The organism is Macromonas bipunctata (assembly GCF_002837135.1).
Classification (GTDB): Bacteria; Pseudomonadota; Gammaproteobacteria; order Burkholderiales; family Burkholderiaceae_C; genus Macromonas_A; species Macromonas_A bipunctata.
In genome coordinates this window covers 13,187-33,746 of record NZ_NWBQ01000002.1, presented here as the reverse complement: position 1 = coordinate 33,746, position 20,560 = coordinate 13,187, and the positions used below count along the sequence as shown (strand labels likewise).

The window sequence follows — 20,560 nt, the reverse complement described above, 5'->3', positions numbered from 1 at the left end:
TTATGCCTTGTCGGCCCCGGCTTGCGAACCACCGCAAGGGGTAAACCCCGAGTCGCACGGCAGGCCCCGCGCCGCAGGCCATGATCGCAGCGTCTTCACGCCCGATTGCCCCATGAAAGCCTCCCAATTTCTCATTTCCACCCTTAAAGAAGCGCCCGCCGATGCCGAGGTGGTCAGTCACCAGCTCATGACCCGTGCGGGCATGATCAAGAAGCTCGGCGCTGGCATCTACACCTACATGCCCATGGGGCTGCGCGTGATCCAAAAAGTCGAAAAAATCGTGCGCGAGGAGATGAACCGCGCCGGTGCCGTGGAGCTGACCATGCCGGTGGTGCAACCCGCCGAGTTGTGGCAAGAAACCGGCCGCTTCGACAAAATGGGGCCGGAAATGTTGCGCATTCAAGACCGCCACCAGCGCGACTTTGTGTTGCAACCCACCTCCGAAGAAGTGGTGACCGACATTGCCCGCCAAGAGCTGCGCAGCTACAAGCAACTGCCCAAGAACCTGTACCAAATCCAGACCAAATTCCGCGACGAACGCCGCCCGCGTTTTGGCCTGATGCGTGGTCGCGAATTCGTGATGAAGGACGCGTACAGCTTTGACCGCGACCGCGACAGCGCCCAACTCAGCTACCAGACGATGGCACAAGCCTACCGCCGCATTTTTGACCGCTTTGGCTTGCGTTACCGCGCCGTGGCCGCCGACAGCGGCGCCATCGGGGGCGACTTGAGCGAAGAATTTCAGGTGATTGCCGCCACCGGCGAAGACGCTATCGTGTACTGCCCCAACAGCGAGTACGCCGCCAACATCGAAAAAGCCGAAGCCTTGGCCCCGCAAGGCCCACGCCCGGCCGCCAGCCAGCCCCTGACCACCGTGCCCACCCCCGGCAAGACCACTTGCGCCGATGTGGCCGAGTTGCTGGGCGTGCCGCTGAACCGCACCGTCAAGAGCGTGGTGCTGGCCACCGATGAAATCAACGAGAACGACGAGATCGTCAAGACCCAAGTGTGGCTGTTGCTGCTGCGCGGTGACCACGAGATGAACGAAGTCAAGGTGGGCAAACTGCCGGGGCTCGATTTGGGTTTCCGTTTTGCCACCGAAGCCGAGATCGTGGCCCATTTCGGTTGCAAGCCGGGCTACCTGGGGCCGGTCAACCTCCAGCAACCGCTCAACGTGATTGCCGACCGCGAGGTGGCCGTACTGGCCGACTGGATCTGCGGTGCCAACCAGGCCGATGCCCACCTCAGTGGTGTCAATTGGGGCCGCGACTTGCCCGAACCCGATCTGGTGGCCGACATCCGTAACGTGGTGGCGGGTGACTTGTCGCCGGACGGCCAAGGCGAACTGGCGATCGAGCGCGGCATTGAAGTGGGCCACGTGTTCTACCTCGGCACCAAGTACAGCCGCGCCATGAACGCCACCTTTTTGGCCGAAGACGGCAAACCCAAGCACTTTGAAATGGGCTGCTACGGCATTGGCGTGACACGCCTGCCCGCCGCCGCCATCGAGCAAAACCACGACGAACGCGGCATCATCTGGCCCGATGCCATTGCCCCGTTCACCGTGGTGATTTGCCCCATCGGCATGGACCGCAGCGAGGCCGTCAAGGCCGCTGCCGAGCGGTTGCACGATGAGCTGTCTGCCTTGGGCGTGGACGTACTGCTGGACGACCGCAACGAGCGCCCCGGTGCCATGTTTGCCGATTGGGAACTGATCGGTGTGCCGCACCGCGTCACCATCGGCGACAAGGGACTCAAGGAAGGTCTGGTCGAATACCAGCACCGCCGCGACACTGCCGCCACCAAGGTGCCCTTGGCCGAGGTGCTGGCGCTGCTGAAGGGCCGGCTGACGGTGTGAGCGATCTGAGCATGAACGGCCCCGTCTGGCCAGGCGCTGCCTCCGGGCTGGCCACATCGGCCACTGTGGCGGCCTTGCCGCATGAGCTGCCGGATGCGGGGCGGCGTACCTGCTTGCGGCTGGGACTGGCCGCAGCGGCTGCGTGTACGGGTGGCTGGACTGGCGCCGCTCAGGCGGGCGCACAAGCCGAGGAGCCGCTGGCCAACGCGGTGCGGCTGGCGTTGCGGGCCGCCATCGACGCCAGCGCCCCGCCCGAGCCCGAGTTCGCCTCCACCGAGGCGCGCCTGGCCTACCTGCGCTGGTTGGGCCGCATGAGTCCGCGCCTGCAAGCGCGCAAGCCCGAGCTGCAAACCCGGGTCGATTTCTTGCAGACCGTGTGGTACGAGAGCAAGCGCGCCGGGCTGGACACGTCGCTGGTGTTGGGGCTGATTCAGGTGGAAAGCGCGTTCCGCAAGTTTGCGGTCTCGGTGGCCGGGGCGCGCGGCTACATGCAGATCATGCCGTTCTGGGCGCGCACCATCGGCGATGGCGACGTAGGCAAGCTGTTCCACCTGCAAACCAACATCCGCTTTGGCTGCGTCATCCTGCGCCACTACCTCGACCGCGAACGGGGCGACCTGTTCCTGGCGCTGGGCCGCTACAACGGCAGCCGGGGCCGCGCCAGCTACCCCAACGCGGTGCTGGCGGCGCAGCAACGCTGGGCCTGAGCTTTGTGTCTGTACGCCGTACGCGTCAGGCCTTGAGCTGGCCGCTGGCGGTGTAGATGGTGCCCAGCAGGCAGGTGGTGATGTCGAGTGCCACCCCTTGTGCTTCCAGCGTGCGCCACGGCATGTCCAGCCCCTGCAGGGTGGTGACGGACTGCACCGCGTTCCACCACACCAGCGCGTTCATGCCGCCGTACAGGGGCGATGTCCACTTCAGCCCCGTGGCCACCACGCGCGCGCCGGGCTTGAGGTGGCGCAGCACATGGGCCACCGCCGCCGGGGTTTGCAGGATGTCGTGGGTGAAATGGAACAGCACCGCATCGGCTTGTGCGGGCAGGGTGGATCGCTCGATCGGAGAGCACGTCACCTGCACATTGGCCCAGCCGTGCTGGCGTACCCGCTGGTGGGCGTGTTCCAGCATGTCGGCGCACTGATCCACCGCCACCACCTGGCCGCGTAGCCCCACCGCCTGTTGCAGCCGCTCCAGGCTCATGCCGGTGCCGCAGCCCACGTCCAGCACCGTCTGGCCCGGTTGCAGTTGCAGCAGGGCAATGGCCTGCGCGCGGATGTGCTCGTAGGGCGCCAGCTGCCAGTCGTAATAGCCGCAACGCTGGCTGTACAGCCGCTGCGACGCAGCCTGGTCGGGCGACTGGGTGGGGGTGTTGTGCGGTGGTGTGGCCATCGGCAAGGTCTCCTGCAGCTATTGTTTGCCCCAGTGTAGACCAAAGCCCCCGTTTGGGCGAGGTGCCCGGCGGGGCGCGACCATCCACCCGGGCGTTGCCGTCTGGCGGGCCGTGGGTGGCCCACCGCCGATTTCAGATGCAGCTGAAATCGGGCTCGGGCAGTGCCTCCAGCCCCGGGCGCGCCAGCAGGTAGCCCTGGAACAGGTGTACGCCCATGTCGCGCAGTGCGTGCAGCTCGCCGGGGCGCTCGATGCCTTCGGCCACGATCTTGCAGCCCAGTGCCTTGCATGTGCCCACCACGCCGCTGACGATGGCGCGGCGCACCGGGTCGCGGTCGATGTCGCGCGTGAGCGCCATGTCCAGCTTGACCAAGTGTGGCTGAAAGTCGGCCAGCAGGTTCAGGCCCGAATAGCCCGCGCCAAAGTCGTCGATGGCGGTCATGAAGCCGCGCTGCTGGTAGTCCCTGATGATGCGCAGCGCGTGCGCCGGGTTCTGGATCTTCTCGCCCTCGGTCAGCTCGAAGATCAGCCGCTCGGGCGCAAAGCCCACCTTGTGCGCCGCCGCCAGCGTCAGGCGGATGCAGGTGGCGGGCTCGTACACCGCGTTGGGCAGGAAGTTGATGGACAGGTAGCTTTGCATGCCCAGGCGTTGCGCGGTGGCAATGGCCAGCACGCGGCAGGTCTGGTCAAACGCGTACAAGTCTTCGGGCTGGACTGCGCCCAGCACCTCGCCCGCCGATTCGCCGTTGGCCCCGCGCACCAGCGCCTCGTAGGCAAACACGCTGCGCGCGTCCACGTCCACGATGGGCTGGAAGGCCATTTTCAGCGCTGGTTCGAACGGCTTGGTGTTGCGGCACCGGATGCAGCCAATCACGTCGCTGCTTGCGTCTGCAAAAAAATCGGACAGGTACATGCCAAATAGCATACACGATCGATCCGGCCCTGCCTTGCGCTGCGTGGCACCGCGCCGATTGGCACCGCCTATGGCGGCGATAAATACCCGCCCGCCCCCCGGGTGGTCAAGACGCCATGTTTGGGGCTATAGTGAAACCCGTCGCTTGATAAACCACCCCCAACCGAGGAGACAACCATGGACAACAACAACGCAGGCGCGCCCGGTCAATGCCCCGTCATGCACGGTGGCGCCACGTCGGCCAGCATGGCCAGTCAGACCTGGTGGCCCAAGGCGCTGAACCTGGACATCCTGCACCAGCACGACACCAAGACCGACCCGCTGGGCGCGGGCTTCAACTACCGCGAGGAGCTGAAAAAGCTGGACGTGGCGGCGCTCAAGAACGACCTCAAGGCGCTGATGACCGACAGCCAGGACTGGTGGCCTGCCGACTGGGGTCACTATGGCGGCCTGATGATCCGCATGGCTTGGCACGCAGCGGGCACCTACCGCATCGCCGATGGCCGGGGTGGCGCGGGCACTGGCAACCAGCGTTTTGCGCCGCTCAATTCCTGGCCCGACAACGGCAACCTCGACAAGGCACGTCGCCTGTTGTGGCCCATCAAGCGCAAGTACGGCAACAAGGTGAGCTGGGCCGACCTGATCATCCTGGCAGGCAACATGGCCTACGAGGCTATGGGCTTCAAGACCTTCGGCTTTGCCTTTGGCCGCGAAGACATCTGGCACCCCGAGAAGGACATTTACTGGGGCTCCGAGAAAGAATGGCTGGCCAAGAGCGGCGGCGAAGGCAGCCGTTACAGTGGCGAGCGCGACCTGGAAAACCCGCTGGCCGCCGTGATGATGGGCCTGATCTACGTCAACCCCGAAGGCGTGGACGGCCAGCCCGACCCACTGAAAACCGCCCATGACGTGCGCGTGACCTTTGCCCGCATGGCCATGAACGACGAGGAGACCGTGGCTCTGACCGCTGGCGGCCACACCGTGGGCAAGGCGCACGGCAACGGCAACGCCGCCAACCTGGGCCCGGCCCCCGAAGGTGCCGACCTGCAAGAGCAAGGTCTGGGCTGGATGAACCACAAGACCCGTGGCGTGGGCCGCGACACCGTGACCAGCGGCGTCGAGGGCGCCTGGACCACGAACCCGACCCAGTGGGACAACGGCTACTTCAAGCTGCTGCTGGGCTACGACTGGGAGCTTACCAAGAGCCCGGCCGGTGCCTGGCAGTGGGTACCGGTCAACATCAAGCCCGAGGACATGCCGCCGGACGTGGAAGACCCCTCCATCCGCTGCATGCCGATCATGACCGATGCCGACATGGCGATGAAGGTGGATCCGGAGTACCGCAAGATCTCGGAACGCTTTGCCGCCGACCAGGCCTACTTTGACGACGTGTTTGCCCGCGCCTGGTTCAAGCTGACCCACCGCGACATGGGCCCCAAGGCCCGCTACATCGGCCCCGACGTGCCCGCCGAAGACCTGATCTGGCAAGACCCGGTACCCGCTGGCAACACCGCTTACGACGTGGCCGCCGTCAAGGCGCAGATTGCTGCCGCTGGCCTGAGCGTGGCCGACCTGGTCAGCACCGCGTGGGACAGCGCCCGCACCTTCCGTGGCTCCGACAAGCGTGGTGGTGCCAACGGTGCGCGCATCCGCCTGGCGCCGCAAAAAGACTGGGCAGGCAACGAGCCCGAACGCTTGGCGCGCGTGCTGGCCATTTATGAAAAAATTGCCGCCGACACGGGGGCTAGCGTGGCCGACGTGATCGTGCTGGGCGGCAACGTGGGGCTGGAGCAGGCTATCCGCGCCGCGGGCTTCAACGTGGAAGTGCCATTTGCGCCGGGCCGGGGCGATGCCACCCAGGCGCAGACCGACGCCGAGTCGTTCGACGTGCTGGAGCCGTTGGCCGATGGCTTCCGCAACTGGCTCAAGCAGCACTACGTGGTGCAGCCCGAAGAACTGTTGCTGGACCGCGCCCAGCTCATGCGCCTGACCGCCGCCGAGATGACGGCGCTGGTGGGCGGGATGCGCGTGCTGGGCACCAACCACGGCGGCAGCGCGCACGGCGTGTTCACCGACCGCGTGGGCGTCTTGACCAACGACTTCTTTGTCCACCTGACTGACATGGCCTACACGTGGAAGCCCACGGGGCGCAACAGCTACGCCATCGTGGATCGCAAGACCGGTGCTACACGCTGGACGGCGACCCGGGTCGATCTGGTGTTCGGATCTAACTCGGTGCTGCGCGCCTACGCCGAGGTCTATGCCCAGGACGACAACCAGGAGAAGTTCGTGCGCGACTTCGTGGCTGCGTGGGTCAAGGTCATGAACGCCGACCGCTTCGATCTGCTGTGAGGCGTTGAAATACGTGGCGGGTTGCCCCGTGCTGCCCGCTGCTCCTGCAAGACAAAAGCAAAAGACCGGGTGGCCTGCGCGCTGCCCGGTCTTTGTTCCTGTGGCCCTGGATGATCCCAGGTGGGCCGTGCGGGTGTCAGGCCGCCGGGCCGTTGATGGCTTGCGCCAGCTCGCCCGACTCGTACATCTCCATCATGATGTCGGAGCCACCGATGAACTCGCCCTTGATGTAGAGCTGCGGGATGGTGGGCCAGCTGCTGTATTCCTTGATGCCTTGGCGGATGGCCGGGTCTTCTAGCACATTCACGGTCTTGAGCGTCTTGGTGTCCACGCCGCAGGCCTTGAGGATCTGCACCGCGCGGCCCGAGAAGCCGCACATCGGAAAGCTGGCCGTGCCTTTCATGAACAGCACGATGTCGTTGGTTTTGACGAGGTCGTCGATGCGTTGTTGGGTGTCGCTCATGGGGGTAACTCCGTGGGTGGCCTGCGGGCCGGTGGTGTGCAAAAGGGTCGATTATCAATCCGTGCGGGAAACCCCGGTATTCATGCCGGTAAGGGATAGCGCGGCTTGTACGTCAAGCCCCTGAATCCACTTCTTTTTGGTTTGGCTATCCTTTGGGTTGATAGGATGATTTTCGTGTAAATTGCCTACATGGACATCAAGCGCGCGTACCGCTTCCGGTTTTACCCCACGCCTGAGCAAGAAACCCTCTTGGCTCAGACGTTCGGCTGCGTGCGTGTGGTCTACAACCACATGCTGCGCCTGCGCAGCGAGGCGTGGGAGCAACGGCAGGAACGCATGGGCTACCACGACACCTCTGCCGCGTTGACCGTTTTGAAAAAGCAGCCCGAATACACTTGGCTCAACGTTGTGTCCAGCGTGCCGTTGCAGCAAGCGTTGCGGCATTTGCAAACAGCGTTCGGTAACTTCTTTGCCAAGCGTGGGCGTTACCCGCAGTTCAAGCGCAAAAGCGGCCACCAGTCGGCGGAATACACCGCCAGCGCGTTCCGCTGGGATGGTCAGGTGCTCAAACTGGCCAAGATGGACGCACCGCTGGGCATCCGCTGGTCGCGCCAGATTCCACCGGCGGCCAAAGTCACAACGGTGACGGTCAGCAAGGACGCGGCAGGTCGTTACTTCGTCAGCCTGTTGTGCGATGACGTGGTTTGCGCCAAACCGGAAGCGTCCAGCCAAGTGGGGATTGATCTGGGCCTGACTCATTTCGCCATCCTTTCCGACGGCGAAAAAATCCCAGCGCCCAACACCTTCCGCAAGCACGAGAAGAAACTGGCCAAGCTGCAACGCAAGCTGGCCAAAAAGAAGAAAGGTTCCAAGAACCGTACCAAAGCGCGGCTCAAAGTCGCCAAGCTGCACGCCAAGATCGCCGACATCCGCCAGGATTTCTTGCACCAACTCTCGACCCGGTTGATCCACGAAAACCAAGTGATCGCCATTGAGACGCTGGCTGTCAGCAACATGCAGAAGAACCGCAAGCTCGCCAAATCCATCGGTGACGCGGGCTGGGCCGAATTTGTGCGCCAGCTCGAATACAAGGCCCGCTGGTATGGCAGAGAAGTGGTCAAGATCGACCGCTGGTACCCGTCGTCCAAGCGTTGCAGCGACTGTGGGTACACGGCACAAAAGATGCCTTTGAAGGTGCGGCAGTGGACGTGTCCCGAATGTGGGTCTGACCATGATCGGGACATCAACGCCGCCCGCAACGTACTGGCCGCCGGACTGGCGGTGTCAGCCCGTGGAGAAGCTGTAAGTCCTGTGTCTCGTTGAGGCATGGGCGGGTTTCTGTGAAGCGGGAATCTTCGCCATTGATGGCGAGGAGGATGTCAACCCAGCGTTGCCAAGTCTGCAAGCGCGTCGGGGCCGTCGCCGCGGCTGGCCTCTGGCCCGCTCCAGTGGCCGCTGAGCAGCGCCTCGGGCTTGCGTGCTGCCACCACGTGGCCGCTGCTGCCCCAGGCGTTGATGGGCACACCCAGCCCGGCGTACACGCCGTACCCCGGACCTGCGCCAATGTCACTCCCGGCCTGCAGGCTCTCGCCCGCCCGGATGGCGCCTTGCGCGCTGATGCCACCGCCAGCGCGTATGCCCCAGCCCGCTTCCAGGTGCATGCCGCAGACGATGTCCTGCCCCACTAGGATGCCTTGGCCCGCCTGCACGCTGTGACCGCTGTGCAGCAGGCCACCCACGCGCAGCCCGGCCTGGCAGGTGATGCCTTGCCGCACCACCACATCGTGCTTGACGCTGGCCGGGCCTTGCACCTGCAGGCTGGCGCCACCCGTCAGGTCGCCGCCCACGCGCAGCTCGCCACCGCAGTGGATGGACTGGGCCGCTTCCACGCTCCAGTCGGCACGCAGGTCGCCGCCGGTGTGCAGCGGGCCTTCGCAGCGTACGCCGCCACCGCTCCACACATCACCCCCGGCGTGCAGCTGCTGCCCCACGCGCACGCTGCCCCCAGCGCGCAGGTGTTGTCCGGTACGCAGCAGTGTGCCCACCTCGATGTGTTTGCGGATGTACAGGCTGCCCGCAAACACGATGGCGTCGGCCTCCAGATGTTCCAGCTCCAGCACCTCATCGGTGGGGCCAAACTGTTGCAGCAGCCAGCACGCGTCGTCCACGCGCCCGGCCTGCACCAGCGTGTCCAGCGCCTGCTGGTAGCTCACGCCGTCTTCAATATGGCGCACAAACCAGCGAAAGCCGTTGGCGCACGGGTTCTTGGCGCGCAAAAAGCGTTTGGTCAGCTCCATTGGGCCGACCAAGGCGCTGCCGTGGCCCGTACGGCTGGGTGGGGTCAGGGTGTGTTGCATCATGGCCGTACCCTTTCAGCGTGTGTAGTCGCCAGCGGCTTCGGGCTGGAACACGATCGCCGCCAGCTCGGCCTGGCACGTCTCGCCGTTGGGCATGCGCCAGTGGATGGTATCGCCCACGCGCCGCCCCAGCAGCGCCGCGCCAATGGGCGACAGCACCGAGATGCGACCGGCACCGACTTGCGCGTCGTGCGGATAGCACAGCGTCAGGCGCTGGGGCTCGGTCTGTCCGGCCAGCACCAGCTCGACCTCGGAATTCATGGTGACGACGTCGGGCGCCACGTCTTGCGAGGTGACCAGATCGACCGCTTGCAGCTCGTCGGCCAAGTCCTCGGGCAGCTGGGGGGTGTGGAGTTTGCTCAGGCGGGCGTGATCCAGCTCGGTGAGCACGCGTTCGGAAAAAGAAGTGGATTGCATGTCGCGGTTCCATCGTTGCGGCGTACGGTAACCAGCCTGTGGGCCGGTGGTACGCCTGTGCGCTGTGATGGGGCCCGGCGATCGGTGGTCTGCGCTAACAGAAAACGGGGAGGGGGAGGAGGATCGCCGGGCTCAGGAATGTGCGACGGGCTTGTGCAACCACTGCACGCGCGCAAAGGCGCGCTCTCCAGCCTGGTGACCCATCAATGTGCGGGCCACAGCGGGAAAGCGGAAGGACACACCAGTGAAGGATCCTGCCAAGCGTTGCATGGGCCACATGGTAGCACCGCCGCGCTGGTGCGGCAAGCTCTGGGTGTGGCGCGCCCGTTTGGGCCCTGGGGAGGGGCTTCAACCTTGGGGTGGGGCCCGTGGTGCAGGTGCTGCCCCTGGCCACTGGGCACCCGTGCAGCGCACGTGCCTGGCCAGATCGTGCCGGTGTTGGGCGGGCCCGTAGCCGTGCGCTTGCAGCAAGGCGGCCACGGCATCGGCCTGGTCCCAACCGTGTTCCAGCAGCAACCAGCCGCTTGGCAACAGGTGTGCGGTAGCCTGTGCCACGATGGTGCGGATGTCGTCCAGCCCGTCAGCGCCACTGGTCAAGGCTTGCAAGGGTTCGTGCGTCAGCGCCGCCAAGTGCGGGTCGTCGTGGCAGATGTAGGGCGGGTTGCTGACGATCAGGTCAAACTGCTGCGGGGGTGTGGCGGGGTGGGTGGTGGTGCCTTGTGGTTCGGGTTGGCTTGTGGCGCTGATGGCCGCTGGAAAGGGCTGCCAGCCTTGCAGCCAATACCCCTGCAAAAACTGCACGTGCAGATGCAACCGCTGTGCGTTGGCGTGGGCCACGCTCAAGGCATCTGTGCTGGCATCCACGGCCCAGACGTGGGCGTCGGGCTGTTGCTGTTGCAAGGCCAGCGCAATCGCACCGCTGCCGGTGCCCAAGTCCAGCACGGTGGGGTGGGCGTGATCGGCCAGCACGTCCAGTGCCCAATCGACCAAGGTTTCGGTATCGGGTCGGGGGTCGAGCACGCGGGCGTCCACCTGCAGCGTCAGGCCATAGAACTCGCGCTGGCCGGTCAGGTAGGCCACGGGTTCACCGTTTAGGCGACGCTGGCACAGGGCGGCAAAAGCGGCGGTGGTGTCGGCGGGCAGGGTATCGGTGTCGTGCGCCAGCAGCCAAGCGCGGTCGTGCGGGGAGCGGCCCAGCAGGTGCAGCAGCAGCACTTGCGCGTCCAGCCGTTCCAGCCCTTGCTGGCGGGCGTGTTGCAGGGCGGTTTGGACGGTGGGGGTGGCGCTCACGCCAACGCCCCGTGCGCGTTTTGGCTGGCGCTGTGTTCCAGTTCGGCCATCAGCTCGGCCCCGCGTGCCAGTTGCAGGGCGTGCAGCACCTCGTCCAGGTCGCCTTCCATCACTTGCAGCAGCTTGTACAGCGTGAGGTTGATGCGGTGGTCGGTCAGGCGGCCCTGCGGAAAGTTGTAGGTGCGGATGCGGTCGCTGCGGTCGCCGCTGCCGATCAGGCCTTTGCGTTCGGCGGCTTCTTTGGCGGCGCGTTCGCTGCGTTCTTTTTCTTGGATGCGGGCTTGCAACACTTGCAGCGCCTTGGCCTTGTTGCTGTGCTGGCTGCGCCCGTCTTGGCACTCGGCCACGATGCCGGTGGGCAAGTGGACGACACGCACGGCGGAATCGGTTTTGTTGATGTGCTGGCCCCCCGCACCGCTGGCGCGGAAGGTGTCGATGCGCAGATCCGCCGGGTTGAGTCGGATGGCTTCGGTTTCATCCGGTTCTGGCATCACGGCCACGGTGCAGGCGCTGGTGTGGATGCGGCCTTGGCTTTCGGTCACGGGCACGCGTTGCACGCGGTGGCCGCCCGACTCGAACCGCAATTGGCCATAGGGTTGTTGGCCCACCACGCGCAGCACCACTTCCTTGTAGCCGCCCAGTTCAGCCGGTGATTCGCTGATGGTTTCGACGCGCCAGCCTTGCCGTTCGGCGTAGCGGGTGTACATCCGGGCCAAGTCCCCCGCAAACAATGCGGCTTCATCCCCACCGGTACCGGCACGAATTTCCAGGAAGGCGTTGCGCGCGTCGTCGGGGTCTTTGGGCAGCAGCAGGGTGTGCAGTTCCTGCTCCAGCGCGGCCAAGTCGGTTTGGGCTTGCTCGATTTCCTCTTGCGCCATGGCGGCCATGTCGGCATCGCTGTCTTGGGCCATGTGCTGGGCTTCGCGCAGGTCGGCCTCGCGTTGCAGGTAGCGCAGGTAGGGTTGCACCACGGCATCGGTGTCGGCGTGTTCGCGCGTCAGTTGCCGAAAGCGTTCCATGTCGCCGGTGGCATCCGGGGCGCTGAGCAAGGCATCGAGTTCGTGCAGACGCAGGCGCTGGCGTTCCAGGGTGTCGCGGATAAAGGGTTTCATCGGTGGGCGCGGGGTTCAGGGGGGAGGGCTCCGCGCAGAAACAAGCGTGTGGCGGTGTCGGCGGTGGCTTGGCGTTGGGCAGCATCCCCTGCGTGCAGTTCGGCCAGGGTGCCGTGCAGCATCTTCTGGGTCAGACCACGCGCCAAGGCTTCGAGCACGGTGTTCACGTCGTCGCCCTTGGCCAGGCGTTTGCGGGCTTTGGCCAGCTCGGCCTGTTGCCACTGTTCGGTCTGCTGGTGCAGTTGCTGGATCAGCCCGACCACGCCCGCTTGCGGGTTGCGCTGGTTCATCCAATGCACAAAGCTTTGCACGCCAGCGTCGATGATGGCCTCGGCTTGTGCCACGGCGGCCTGGCGGTGGTCTTTGCCGGTTTGCACCACGCTGGCCAGATCGTCCACGGTGTAGAGGTACACGTCGTCCAGCGCTTTGACTTCGACTTCGATGTCGCGCGGCACCGCCAGATCGACCATGAACATGGGGCGGTGTCTGCGTTTTTTCAGAGCACGTTCCACCGCGCCCAAGCCGATCAGCGGCAGTGTAGAGGCGGTACAGCTCACAATGGCATCGAATTCGTGCAGCCGTTCGGGCAGATCGGACAGGCGCAGCACCTCGGCCCCAAAGCGGCTGGCCAGCGCCTCGCCGCGTTCCAGCGTGCGGTTGGCAATCGCCATGCTTTTGGGTTGTTTGGCGGCAAAGTGGGTGGCGGCCAGCTCAATCATCTCGCCCGCGCCCACAAACAGCACCTTGATGGCTTTCAGGTCCTCAAACAGTTGGCCCGCCAGCCGCACGGCAGCGGCGGTCATGCTGATGGAGTGGGCACCGATTTCGGTGCAACTGCGCACCTGCTTGGCCACGGCAAACGAGCGTTGGAACAATTGGTGCAGCGTGGTGCCCAGGGCACCGGCTTCGTCGGCCACACGCACCGCGTCCTTGAGCTGGCCCAGAATCTGCGCTTCGCCCAGCACCATGCTGTCGAGCCCGCTGGCCACGCGGAAGGCGTGGCGCGCTGCCTCGCCTTCACGCAGCACGTAGGCGTGATCCAGCAATTCCTGCGGGGTCACGCCACCGGTGCGGGCCAGCCACTGCACGGTGTCGTCCAGCGCAGTCTCTTGCGCGGCGCAATAAATCTCCGTGCGGTTGCAGGTGGACAGCAGCGTGGCCTCGGGCTGGTGCGCCAGCGCAGCCCGAAAACCCTGCAAGGTGGGTTGCAACTGGTCGAGCGCGAACGCGAACCGCCCGCGCAAATCGAGCGGAGCCGTGTGGTGATTGATGCCGAGCGCCCAGACTGCCATGTGCGGGATTATAAAATCGATGTCATTTTTTCAAAAACAAGCGGCACCGATGGGTATCTGGGCATTCTGTGGGCACGTGGTCAATTTTATGGCGCCGGCTCTGGTCATGTCCCTGCTCCTGACGTGGCTGGTGGTGGGTGTGGGGGTGGTGTGTGGTCGGCCCGCACGTGCCCACCCTTGGCGGGTGTGGGGTGTGCTCAACACGGTGGGGGTAATCCTGTTGTGGCTGGGACTGTGGTATTTTGGCCGCGACGGCAAAATGGCCACCTACACCGCGATGGTCTGGATCATGGGCACCTTGGCTTACGTCTTGCGCTGCCACTGCACGTCCCCTTCCCCCTGACGTGGGTGGGTGTATGCCGCGCTGCGGTAACATCCAATGCCCGGTATGACCCGATATTCCTCGGCCGCTTTTTCTCCGATATGAACGCACCTACACCCCACCAGCACCTGCTTGCCGCCGCCGACGAGGCGCCGCGCCTGCGCGAAATTCCCTACAACTACACCTCCTTCTCGGACCGCGAGATCGTGGTGCGCCTGCTGGGCGCGCGCGCCTGGGACGTGCTCAACCAGCTGCGCCAGGAGCGCCACACCGGCCGCTCGGCGCGCATGCTCTACGAGGTGCTGGGCGACATCTGGGTGGTGCAGCGCAACCCCTACTTGCACGACGATTTGCTGGACAACCCGCGCCGTCGCCAGTCGCTGGTCGAGGCCATGCAGCACCGCCTGGGCGACATCGAGAAACGCCGCCGCCCGCACGAAGACGGCGCGCGCGACGCGCTGGTGGGCGAACTGCTGGCTGCCGCGCAGCAGGCGGTGCGCAACTTTGCCGCCACCTTCAACGACATGGCCACGCTGCGCACGCACGCCGAGCGCACGCTGCGCCGCTGTACCGCCAAGGACAACATCAAGTTTGATGGCCTCAGCCGTGTCAGCCACGTCACCGACGCCACCGACTGGCGCGTGGAATACCCCTTCGTGGTGCTCACGCCCGACACCGAGGCTGAAATGGCCGGCATGGTCAAGGCCTGTATCGAGCTGGGCCTGACCATCGTGCCGCGCGGTGGTGGCACCGGCTACACCGGCGGCGCCATTCCGCTCACATGGAAGAGCGCCGTCATCAACACCGAAAAGCTGCTGATCATGACCGAGGTCGAGCTGATCGACCTGCCTGGCGTGGACCACAAGGTGCCCACCATCTACACCGAGGCCGGCGTGGTCACCCAGCGCGTGGCCGACGCCGCCGAGCGCGCCGGTTTCGTGTTCGCGGTGGATCCCACCAGCGCCGAGGCCTCGTGCGTGGGCGGCAACATTGCCATGAACGCTGGCGGCAAGAAAGCCGTGCTGTGGGGCACCGCGCTGGACAACCTGGCCAGCTGGCGCATGGTCACGCCCAACGCCGAATGGCTGCAAGTCACCCGCATCGGGCACAACTTGGGCAAGATCCACGACGCCGAAGTGGCCAGCTTCGAGCTGCAATACTTCCAGGCCGACGGCAAGACGCTGATCCGCACCGAGCGGCTCGACATCCCGGGCAAGACTTTCCGCAAGGAAGGCCTGGGCAAGGACGTGACCGACAAATTCCTGTCCGGCCTGCCGGGGGTGCAAAAGGAGGGCTGTGACGGCCTCATCACCAGCGCGCGCTGGGTGGTGCACCGCATGCCCGAGCACACCCGCACCGTGTGCCTGGAATTCTTTGGCAACCCCAAGGACGCCGTGCCCAGCATCGTCGAAATCAAAGATTTCATGTTTGCCGAGCAAAAGCGCACCGGCACCTTGCTGGCGGGGCTGGAGCACCTGGACGACCGCTACCTGCGCGCCGTGGGCTACGCCACCAAGAGCAAGCGCGGCGGCTTTCCCAAGATGGTGCTGATTGGCGACATTGTGGGCGACAACCCCGACGACGTGGCCCGCGCCGCCAGCGAGGTGGTGCGCCTGGCCAATGGCCGTGCGGGCGAGGGCTTCACCGCCGTCAGCCCGGATGCGCGCAAGAAGTTCTGGTCGGATCGTAAGAAGACCGCCGCCATCAGCAAGCACACCAACGCCTTCAAGGTCAACGAGGACGTGGTGATCCCGCTGCCGCGCATGGGCGAGTACACGCTGGGTATCGAATACATCAACATCGACCTGAGCCTGCGCAACAAGATCAAGATTGCCGACGAGCTGGAGGCCTTCTTCCGGCGCGGCAACCTGCCGCTGGGCAAGGCCGACGACGAGAGCGAGGTGCCCAGCCCCGAGGCGCTGCAGGAGCACATTGAGCGCGCGCTGGCCGTGATCCGCGAGGTGCGCGCCACCTGGGCCACTTGGGCCGCCGACCTGGAGGCCTACCTGCCGCAGCTGCAGGACCACACCCTGCGCGCGAGCTGGAAGCAGCAGCTCCGCGAGCCGCTGCGCGCCATCTTCACCGGCAGCGTGTTTGCGCCGGTGCTCGAGGAGTGCAAGGCCATCCACCAGCGCGTGCTCAAGGGCAAGGTGTGGGTGGCGCTGCACATGCACGCGGGCGACGGCAACGTCCACACCAACATCCCCGTCAACAGCGACGACTACGAGATGCTGCAGACCGCGCACGAGGCGGTGGGCCGCATCATGGTGCTGGCGCGCAGCCTGGACGGTGTGATCTCGGGCGAACACGGCATCGGCATCACCAAGCTGGAGTACCTGACCGACGAGGAACTGGCCCCGTTTGCCGGCTACAAGCAAAAGGTCGATCCGCAAGGCCGCTTCAACAAGGGCAAGCTGCTGCGCCACAGCGACCTGTTCCAGCAGGGCAGCGACCTGCGCCAGGCCGACCTGAGCAACGCTTACACGCCCAGCTTTGGCCTGATGGGCTACGAGTCGCTCATCATGCAGCAAAGCGACATTGGTGCCATTGCCGATTCCGTGAAGAATTGCCTGCGCTGCGGCAAGTGCAAGCCGGTGTGCTCCACGCACGTGCCGCGCGCCAACCTGCTGTATTCGCCGCGCAACAAGATCTTGGCCACCTCGCTGCTGGTCGAGGCTTTCCTGTACGAGGAACAGACGCGCCGCGGCATCAGCCTCAAGCACTGGGAGGAGTTCGAGGACGTGGCCGACCACTGCACCGTGTGCCACAAGTGCCTGTCGCCGTGCCCGGTCAAGATCGACTTTGGCGACGTGACGATGAACATGCGCAACCTGCTGCGCAAGATGGGCAAGAAGAGCTTCCGCCCCGGCAACGCGGCGGCCATGTTCATGCTCAATGCCACCAACCCCGAGACCATCAAGCTCGCGCGCAGCGCCATGGTGGACGTGGGCATGAAGGCGCAACGCTTTGCCAACGACATGCTCAAGGTCGTGGCCAAAAAGCAAACCAGCGCGCCACCAGCCACGGTGGGCACCGCCTCCATCAAGGAGCAGGTGATCCACTTCATCAACAAAAAGATGCCGGGCAACCTGCCCAAAAAGACGGCCCGTGCGTTGCTCGACATTGAAGACCGCAACTACGTGCCCATCATCCGCGATCCACTGGGCACCACCAGCGACACCGAGGCGGTGTTTTACTTTCCTGGTTGCGGCTCTGAGCGCTTGTTCAGCCAGGTCGGGCTGGCCACCCAGGCCATGCTGTGGCACGCTGGCGTGCAGACGGTGCTGCCGCCGGGCTACCTGTGCTGCGGCTACCCGCAACGCGGCAGCGGCCAGTTTGAAAAGGCCGAACAGATGATCACCGACAACCGCGTGTTGTTCCACCGTGTGGCCAACACCCTCAATTACCTCGACATCAAGACCGTGGTGGTGAGCTGCGGCACCTGCTACGACCAGCTGCAGAGTTACCAGTTCGACAAGATCTTCCCCGGCTGCCGCATCATCGACATCCATGAATACCTGCTGGAAAAAGGCTTCAAGCTCGACAACAAAGGGGCGTACTTGTTCCACGACCCCTGCCACAGCCCCATGAAGCTGCAAGACCCGATGAAAACGGTCAAGGCGCTGGTGGGCGATACCGTGGTCAAGAGCGACCGCTGCTGCGGCGAGTCCGGTACGCTGGGCGTGACCCGGCCCGACATCTCGACCCAGGTGCGCTTCCGCAAAGAAGAAGAGCTCAACAAGAACGCGCAGGAGCTGGCCGCCTTGGCCGACCAAAACGGCGTCGCCAAGCCTGTGGGCACGACCAAGATCCTGACCAGCTGCCCCAGCTGCTACCAGGGCCTGAGCCGCTACGGCGAAGACCTGCCCAACGGCCTGCTGGAAGCCGACTACATCGTGGTCGAGATGGCGCGCCACATCCTGGGCGAGAACTGGATGCCCGACTACGTGGCCCGCGCCAACGCCGGCGGCATCGAGCGGGTGCTGGTGTGATTTCCACCTGCCCGCTGTGCGTGGAGGACGGCGGCCTGGTGCTGCTGCGCCACGCGCAATGCCGCATCATCCGGGCCACCAGCCCCGACGTGGCCGACACGCCCGCGTTCTACCGTGTGGTCTGGAACGCGCACGTGGCCGAATGGTCGGATCTGGCCGAAGCCGACCAGGCCCTGTGCATGCGCACCGTGACGGCGGTGGAGCGCGTGCTGCGCCAGCAGCTGCAACCCACCAAAATCAACTTGGCCGCGCTGGGCAATGTGGTGCCGCATTTGCACTGGCACGTGATTGCACGCTTTGACTGGGACAACCGCTTTCCGGCCCCGGTGTGGGCTGTGCCGGTGCGCGACAACGATGCCGAACGGCTGGCCCAGCTCAATGCCCGTTTGCCTGCGGTGGACGCGGCGCTGGCCGCGCTGTCGCTGGACGCTTGAACTTCTGCCCCGCTCAGTGCCCACATATTATGGAGCCGTCATGGCCGGTCTGACCCCCGACACCCCCACGCCGCTCAACCTCACCGTACACGCTCGCTCGCGTACGTTGGAAATTGCGTTTTCCGATGGCGCACAGTTCCGCATCCCGTTTGAATTGATGCGCGTGTACTCGCCCTCCGCCGAGGTGCAAGGCCACGGCCCAGGTCAGGAGACGCTGCAAACCGGCAAGCGTGAGGTCGATGTGTTGGCGCTGGAACCCATCGGCCACTACGCTGTGCGCCCCACCTTCTCCGACGGCCACGACAGCGGGATCTTCAGTTGGGATTTGCTGTACCAGTTGGGTGCCCGTCAGGCCGAATTCTGGGCCGACTACGAACGCCACCTGCAAGCCGCAGGCCGCCACCGCGACGATCCCATGCCGGCCCCCGCCACCGCCAGTTGCAGCACGCGGCGTTGATTTGCTCCCGAATCGCCTAACATCAGTGCCATGAGCCAGACCCATTTCGGATTTCAGACTGTGGACGAGAAGGACAAGGCGCGCCACGTGCGCGGCGTGTTCGATTCCGTTGCCTCCAACTACGACGTGATGAACGACTTCATGTCGGCGGGCCTGCACCGTTGGTGGAAAGCCTACACCATCCAAGTGGCCAACCCTCGGCCCGGCGACCGCGTGCTCGACATTGCGGGCGGTACCGGCGACTTGGACTTGGCCTTTGCGCCCAAGGTGGCCCCCACCGGCATGGTGGTACACACCGACATCAACGAGGCCATGCTGCGCGAGGGGCGCGACCGCCTGCTCAACCACGGTCACATCCTGCCCACGCTGGTGTGCGATGCCGAAAAGTTACCCTTCCCCGAAGGGTACTTCGACATCGTGACCGTGGCGTTTGGCTTGCGCAACATGACGCACAAAGACGTGGCCTTGAAAGAAATGCACCGCGTGCTGCGCCCCGGCGGCAAACTGTTGGTGTTGGAATTCTCCAAAGTGGCACCGCCGCTGCAAAAGGCTTACGACTGGTACAGCTTTAACCTTCTGCCTAAACTGGGCAAATGGATTGCCAAGGACGAGGCCAGCTACCGTTACCTGGCCGAATCCATCCGCATGCACCCCGACCAAGAAACCTTGCGCGGCATGGTGCGCGAGGCAGGCTTTGGCCACGTCGATGTCCACAACCTGAGCGCCGGCATCACGGCGCTGCACGTGGGCATCAAGTGTTGAACTGTTACAACAAGAGAGGTTGAGAGACATGAAGATTTTGTCGTTGATTCTGGTGGCTGCGATGGCGTTTTCGTCGCAACACGCACTGGCCAAGCGCCTGGGCGGCGGTTCGTCGCTGGGCAAACAGTCCAGCAACGTGACCCAGCGCGAGGCCACACCTGCCGCGCCCGCTGGCATGCCGGGTATGCAAAACAGTGGCGCTGCTGCCAAGCCCGCCACCGCGCCCGCTATGAACCCTGCCACCGCCGCCGCCAAGCCCAAACGTCCGTGGGGTGCGATGTTGGGTGGTCTGGCCGCTGGCTTGGGTCTGGCCTGGTTGGCTTCCTCGCTGGGTTTCGGCGAAGAATTTGGCCAGATCCTGTTGTTTGGCCTGCTGGCGCTGGTGGTGATGGGTGTGGTCGGGGCCATTCTGCGCGCCCGTGCCGCCAAAGCCCAAGCCGCCAACCCGATGGCGTTTGGCGCAGCGGGTGCTGGCGGTGCTGCCCCAGCGTACAGCGGTGGCTACAACCCGCACAACGTCGGCAACGATGCTTCGGCCCGCCCATTCGAGCGCAGCAACAGCTTGTTCGATGGCTTCAACAGCAACAGCAACAGCAACAGCAACAGCAACAGCAACAGCAACAGCAACAGCAACAGCAACAGCGGCACCGCCGCCCCGGCGGCCAGCGCAGCAGGTTCCATGATTGGTGCCGGTTTGGGTACCGCTGCTGCCACGTCTGCGGCCACTTGGTTCATTCCAGCCGACTTCGACACCGAAGGCTTCCTCCAAGCTTCCAAAGCCAACTTCGTGCAACTGCAAGACGCGTGGGATCGCTCCGACATCTCGGGCCTGCGCGCCATGATGACCGACGACATGTTGGCGCAAATCCAGCAACAACTGGCCGAGCGCGAAAGCCACACCGGAGCCAAACACAACAAGACCGAGGTCGTGACGCTCAACGCGCAACTGCTGGGCATTGAAGAGTTGCCCAACGAGTACATGGCCAGCGTCGAGTTCTCGGGCCTGATCCGCGAAGAAGTGGGCGCTGGCCCCAACCCGTTCCGCGAGGTGTGGAACATCACCCGCAGCAAGCACGGGCAGGGCGGCTGGCTGGTGGCGGGCGTGCAGGCGCTGCATTGATGGATTGACACCACGGCGCCAGTGCGGCGCCGC

At 64.9% G+C, this 20,560-nt stretch carries 18 protein-coding genes; 10 read left to right on the top strand and 8 right to left on the bottom strand.

Going from position 1 to position 20,560, the window contains the following annotated elements:
* Nucleotides 1–112: 112 nt before the first annotated feature.
* Nucleotides 113–1,858, top strand: a complete 1,746-nt coding sequence (locus CON76_RS00335; protein WP_101100962.1) for a proline--tRNA ligase — start codon at nucleotides 113–115, stop codon at nucleotides 1,856–1,858.
* An 11-nt stretch (nucleotides 1,859–1,869) separates the two neighbouring features.
* Nucleotides 1,870–2,565 (top strand): lytic transglycosylase domain-containing protein, encoded by a 696-nt coding sequence (locus CON76_RS00330; RefSeq protein ID WP_101100960.1) that lies wholly within the window; start codon nucleotides 1,870–1,872, stop codon nucleotides 2,563–2,565.
* Between the two features lie 25 nt (nucleotides 2,566–2,590).
* On the opposite strand, the gene CON76_RS00325 is transcribed toward CON76_RS00330, so the two are convergent.
* Both CON76_RS00325 and CON76_RS00320 read right to left on the bottom strand, forming a co-directional pair.
* Nucleotides 2,591–3,244 (bottom strand): class I SAM-dependent methyltransferase, encoded by a 654-nt coding sequence (locus CON76_RS00325; RefSeq protein ID WP_101100958.1) that lies wholly within the window; start codon nucleotides 3,242–3,244, stop codon nucleotides 2,591–2,593.
* Between the two features lie 133 nt (nucleotides 3,245–3,377).
* Nucleotides 3,378–4,157, bottom strand: a complete 780-nt coding sequence (locus CON76_RS00320; RefSeq protein WP_205758146.1) for an EAL domain-containing protein — start codon at nucleotides 4,155–4,157, stop codon at nucleotides 3,378–3,380.
* Between the two features lie 177 nt (nucleotides 4,158–4,334).
* On the opposite strand from CON76_RS00320, the gene katG reads away from it, so the two are divergent.
* Complete coding sequence (gene katG / locus CON76_RS00315; protein ID WP_101100956.1) at nucleotides 4,335–6,509, top strand: catalase/peroxidase HPI; 2,175 nt, start codon at nucleotides 4,335–4,337, stop codon at nucleotides 6,507–6,509.
* A 136-nt stretch (nucleotides 6,510–6,645) separates the two neighbouring features.
* On the opposite strand, the gene grxD is transcribed toward katG, so the two are convergent.
* Complete coding sequence (gene grxD, locus CON76_RS00310) at nucleotides 6,646–6,972, bottom strand: Grx4 family monothiol glutaredoxin (protein WP_101101004.1); 327 nt, start codon at nucleotides 6,970–6,972, stop codon at nucleotides 6,646–6,648.
* A gap of 189 nt (nucleotides 6,973–7,161) precedes the next feature.
* Here grxD and tnpB point away from each other — a divergent pair, with 189 nt between their 5' ends.
* Nucleotides 7,162–8,295 carry an IS200/IS605 family element RNA-guided endonuclease TnpB gene (gene tnpB / locus CON76_RS00305; RefSeq protein ID WP_101100954.1) on the top strand — a complete coding sequence of 378 codons (1,134 nt, stop codon included), beginning with the start codon at nucleotides 7,162–7,164 and terminating at the stop codon, nucleotides 8,293–8,295.
* Between the two features lie 56 nt (nucleotides 8,296–8,351).
* Here tnpB and CON76_RS00300 read toward each other — a convergent pair whose 3' ends face one another.
* The 5 genes from CON76_RS00300 to hemA all read right to left on the bottom strand — a co-directional run bounded on the left by CON76_RS00300 (nucleotide 8,352) and on the right by hemA (nucleotide 13,440).
* A complete protein-coding gene (locus tag CON76_RS00300) occupies nucleotides 8,352–9,332 on the bottom strand; it encodes a hypothetical protein (protein WP_240592689.1) in 981 nt (326 codons plus the stop codon).
* Nucleotides 9,333–9,344: 12 nt separating this feature from the next.
* Nucleotides 9,345–9,746 carry a GreA/GreB family elongation factor gene (locus CON76_RS00295; RefSeq protein ID WP_101100952.1) on the bottom strand — a complete coding sequence of 134 codons (402 nt, stop codon included), beginning with the start codon at nucleotides 9,744–9,746 and terminating at the stop codon, nucleotides 9,345–9,347.
* Nucleotides 9,747–10,094: 348 nt separating this feature from the next.
* Nucleotides 10,095–11,036, bottom strand: coding sequence for a peptide chain release factor N(5)-glutamine methyltransferase (gene prmC, locus CON76_RS00290; RefSeq protein WP_101100950.1), 942 nt, complete (start codon nucleotides 11,034–11,036; stop codon nucleotides 10,095–10,097).
* Nucleotides 11,033–12,148 (bottom strand): peptide chain release factor 1, encoded by a 1,116-nt coding sequence (gene prfA / locus CON76_RS00285; protein WP_101100948.1) that lies wholly within the window; start codon nucleotides 12,146–12,148, stop codon nucleotides 11,033–11,035. Before prfA ends, prmC begins: the two co-directional genes overlap by 4 nt.
* Nucleotides 12,145–13,440: a glutamyl-tRNA reductase gene (gene hemA / locus CON76_RS00280; RefSeq protein WP_101100945.1), complete on the bottom strand. Its 1,296-nt coding sequence runs from the start codon at nucleotides 13,438–13,440 to the stop codon at nucleotides 12,145–12,147. Before hemA ends, prfA begins: the two co-directional genes overlap by 4 nt.
* 106 nt (nucleotides 13,441–13,546) lie before the next feature.
* Here hemA and CON76_RS00275 point away from each other — a divergent pair, with 106 nt between their 5' ends.
* The 6 genes from CON76_RS00275 to CON76_RS00250 all read left to right on the top strand — a co-directional run bounded on the left by CON76_RS00275 (nucleotide 13,547) and on the right by CON76_RS00250 (nucleotide 20,527).
* The gene (locus CON76_RS00275; RefSeq protein WP_145995278.1) at nucleotides 13,547–13,783 is read left to right on the top strand and encodes a hypothetical protein; all 237 of its coding nucleotides are present in this window, start codon (nucleotides 13,547–13,549) and stop codon (nucleotides 13,781–13,783) included.
* A gap of 80 nt (nucleotides 13,784–13,863) precedes the next feature.
* The gene (locus CON76_RS00270) at nucleotides 13,864–17,754 is read left to right on the top strand and encodes a DUF3683 domain-containing protein (RefSeq protein WP_101100941.1); all 3,891 of its coding nucleotides are present in this window, start codon (nucleotides 13,864–13,866) and stop codon (nucleotides 17,752–17,754) included.
* Nucleotides 17,751–18,188, top strand: coding sequence for an HIT family protein (locus CON76_RS00265; protein WP_101100939.1), 438 nt, complete (start codon nucleotides 17,751–17,753; stop codon nucleotides 18,186–18,188). The genes CON76_RS00270 and CON76_RS00265 overlap by 4 nt, the downstream gene beginning before the upstream one ends.
* 40 nt (nucleotides 18,189–18,228) lie before the next feature.
* Complete coding sequence (locus CON76_RS00260) at nucleotides 18,229–18,645, top strand: gamma-butyrobetaine hydroxylase family protein (protein ID WP_101100937.1); 417 nt, start codon at nucleotides 18,229–18,231, stop codon at nucleotides 18,643–18,645.
* 30 nt (nucleotides 18,646–18,675) lie between these two features.
* Nucleotides 18,676–19,407, top strand: a complete 732-nt coding sequence (gene ubiE, locus CON76_RS00255) for a bifunctional demethylmenaquinone methyltransferase/2-methoxy-6-polyprenyl-1,4-benzoquinol methylase UbiE (RefSeq protein ID WP_101100935.1) — start codon at nucleotides 18,676–18,678, stop codon at nucleotides 19,405–19,407.
* Between the two features lie 28 nt (nucleotides 19,408–19,435).
* Nucleotides 19,436–20,527: a Tim44 domain-containing protein gene (locus tag CON76_RS00250; RefSeq protein ID WP_101100933.1), complete on the top strand. Its 1,092-nt coding sequence runs from the start codon at nucleotides 19,436–19,438 to the stop codon at nucleotides 20,525–20,527.
* Nucleotides 20,528–20,560: the final 33 nt, after the last annotated feature.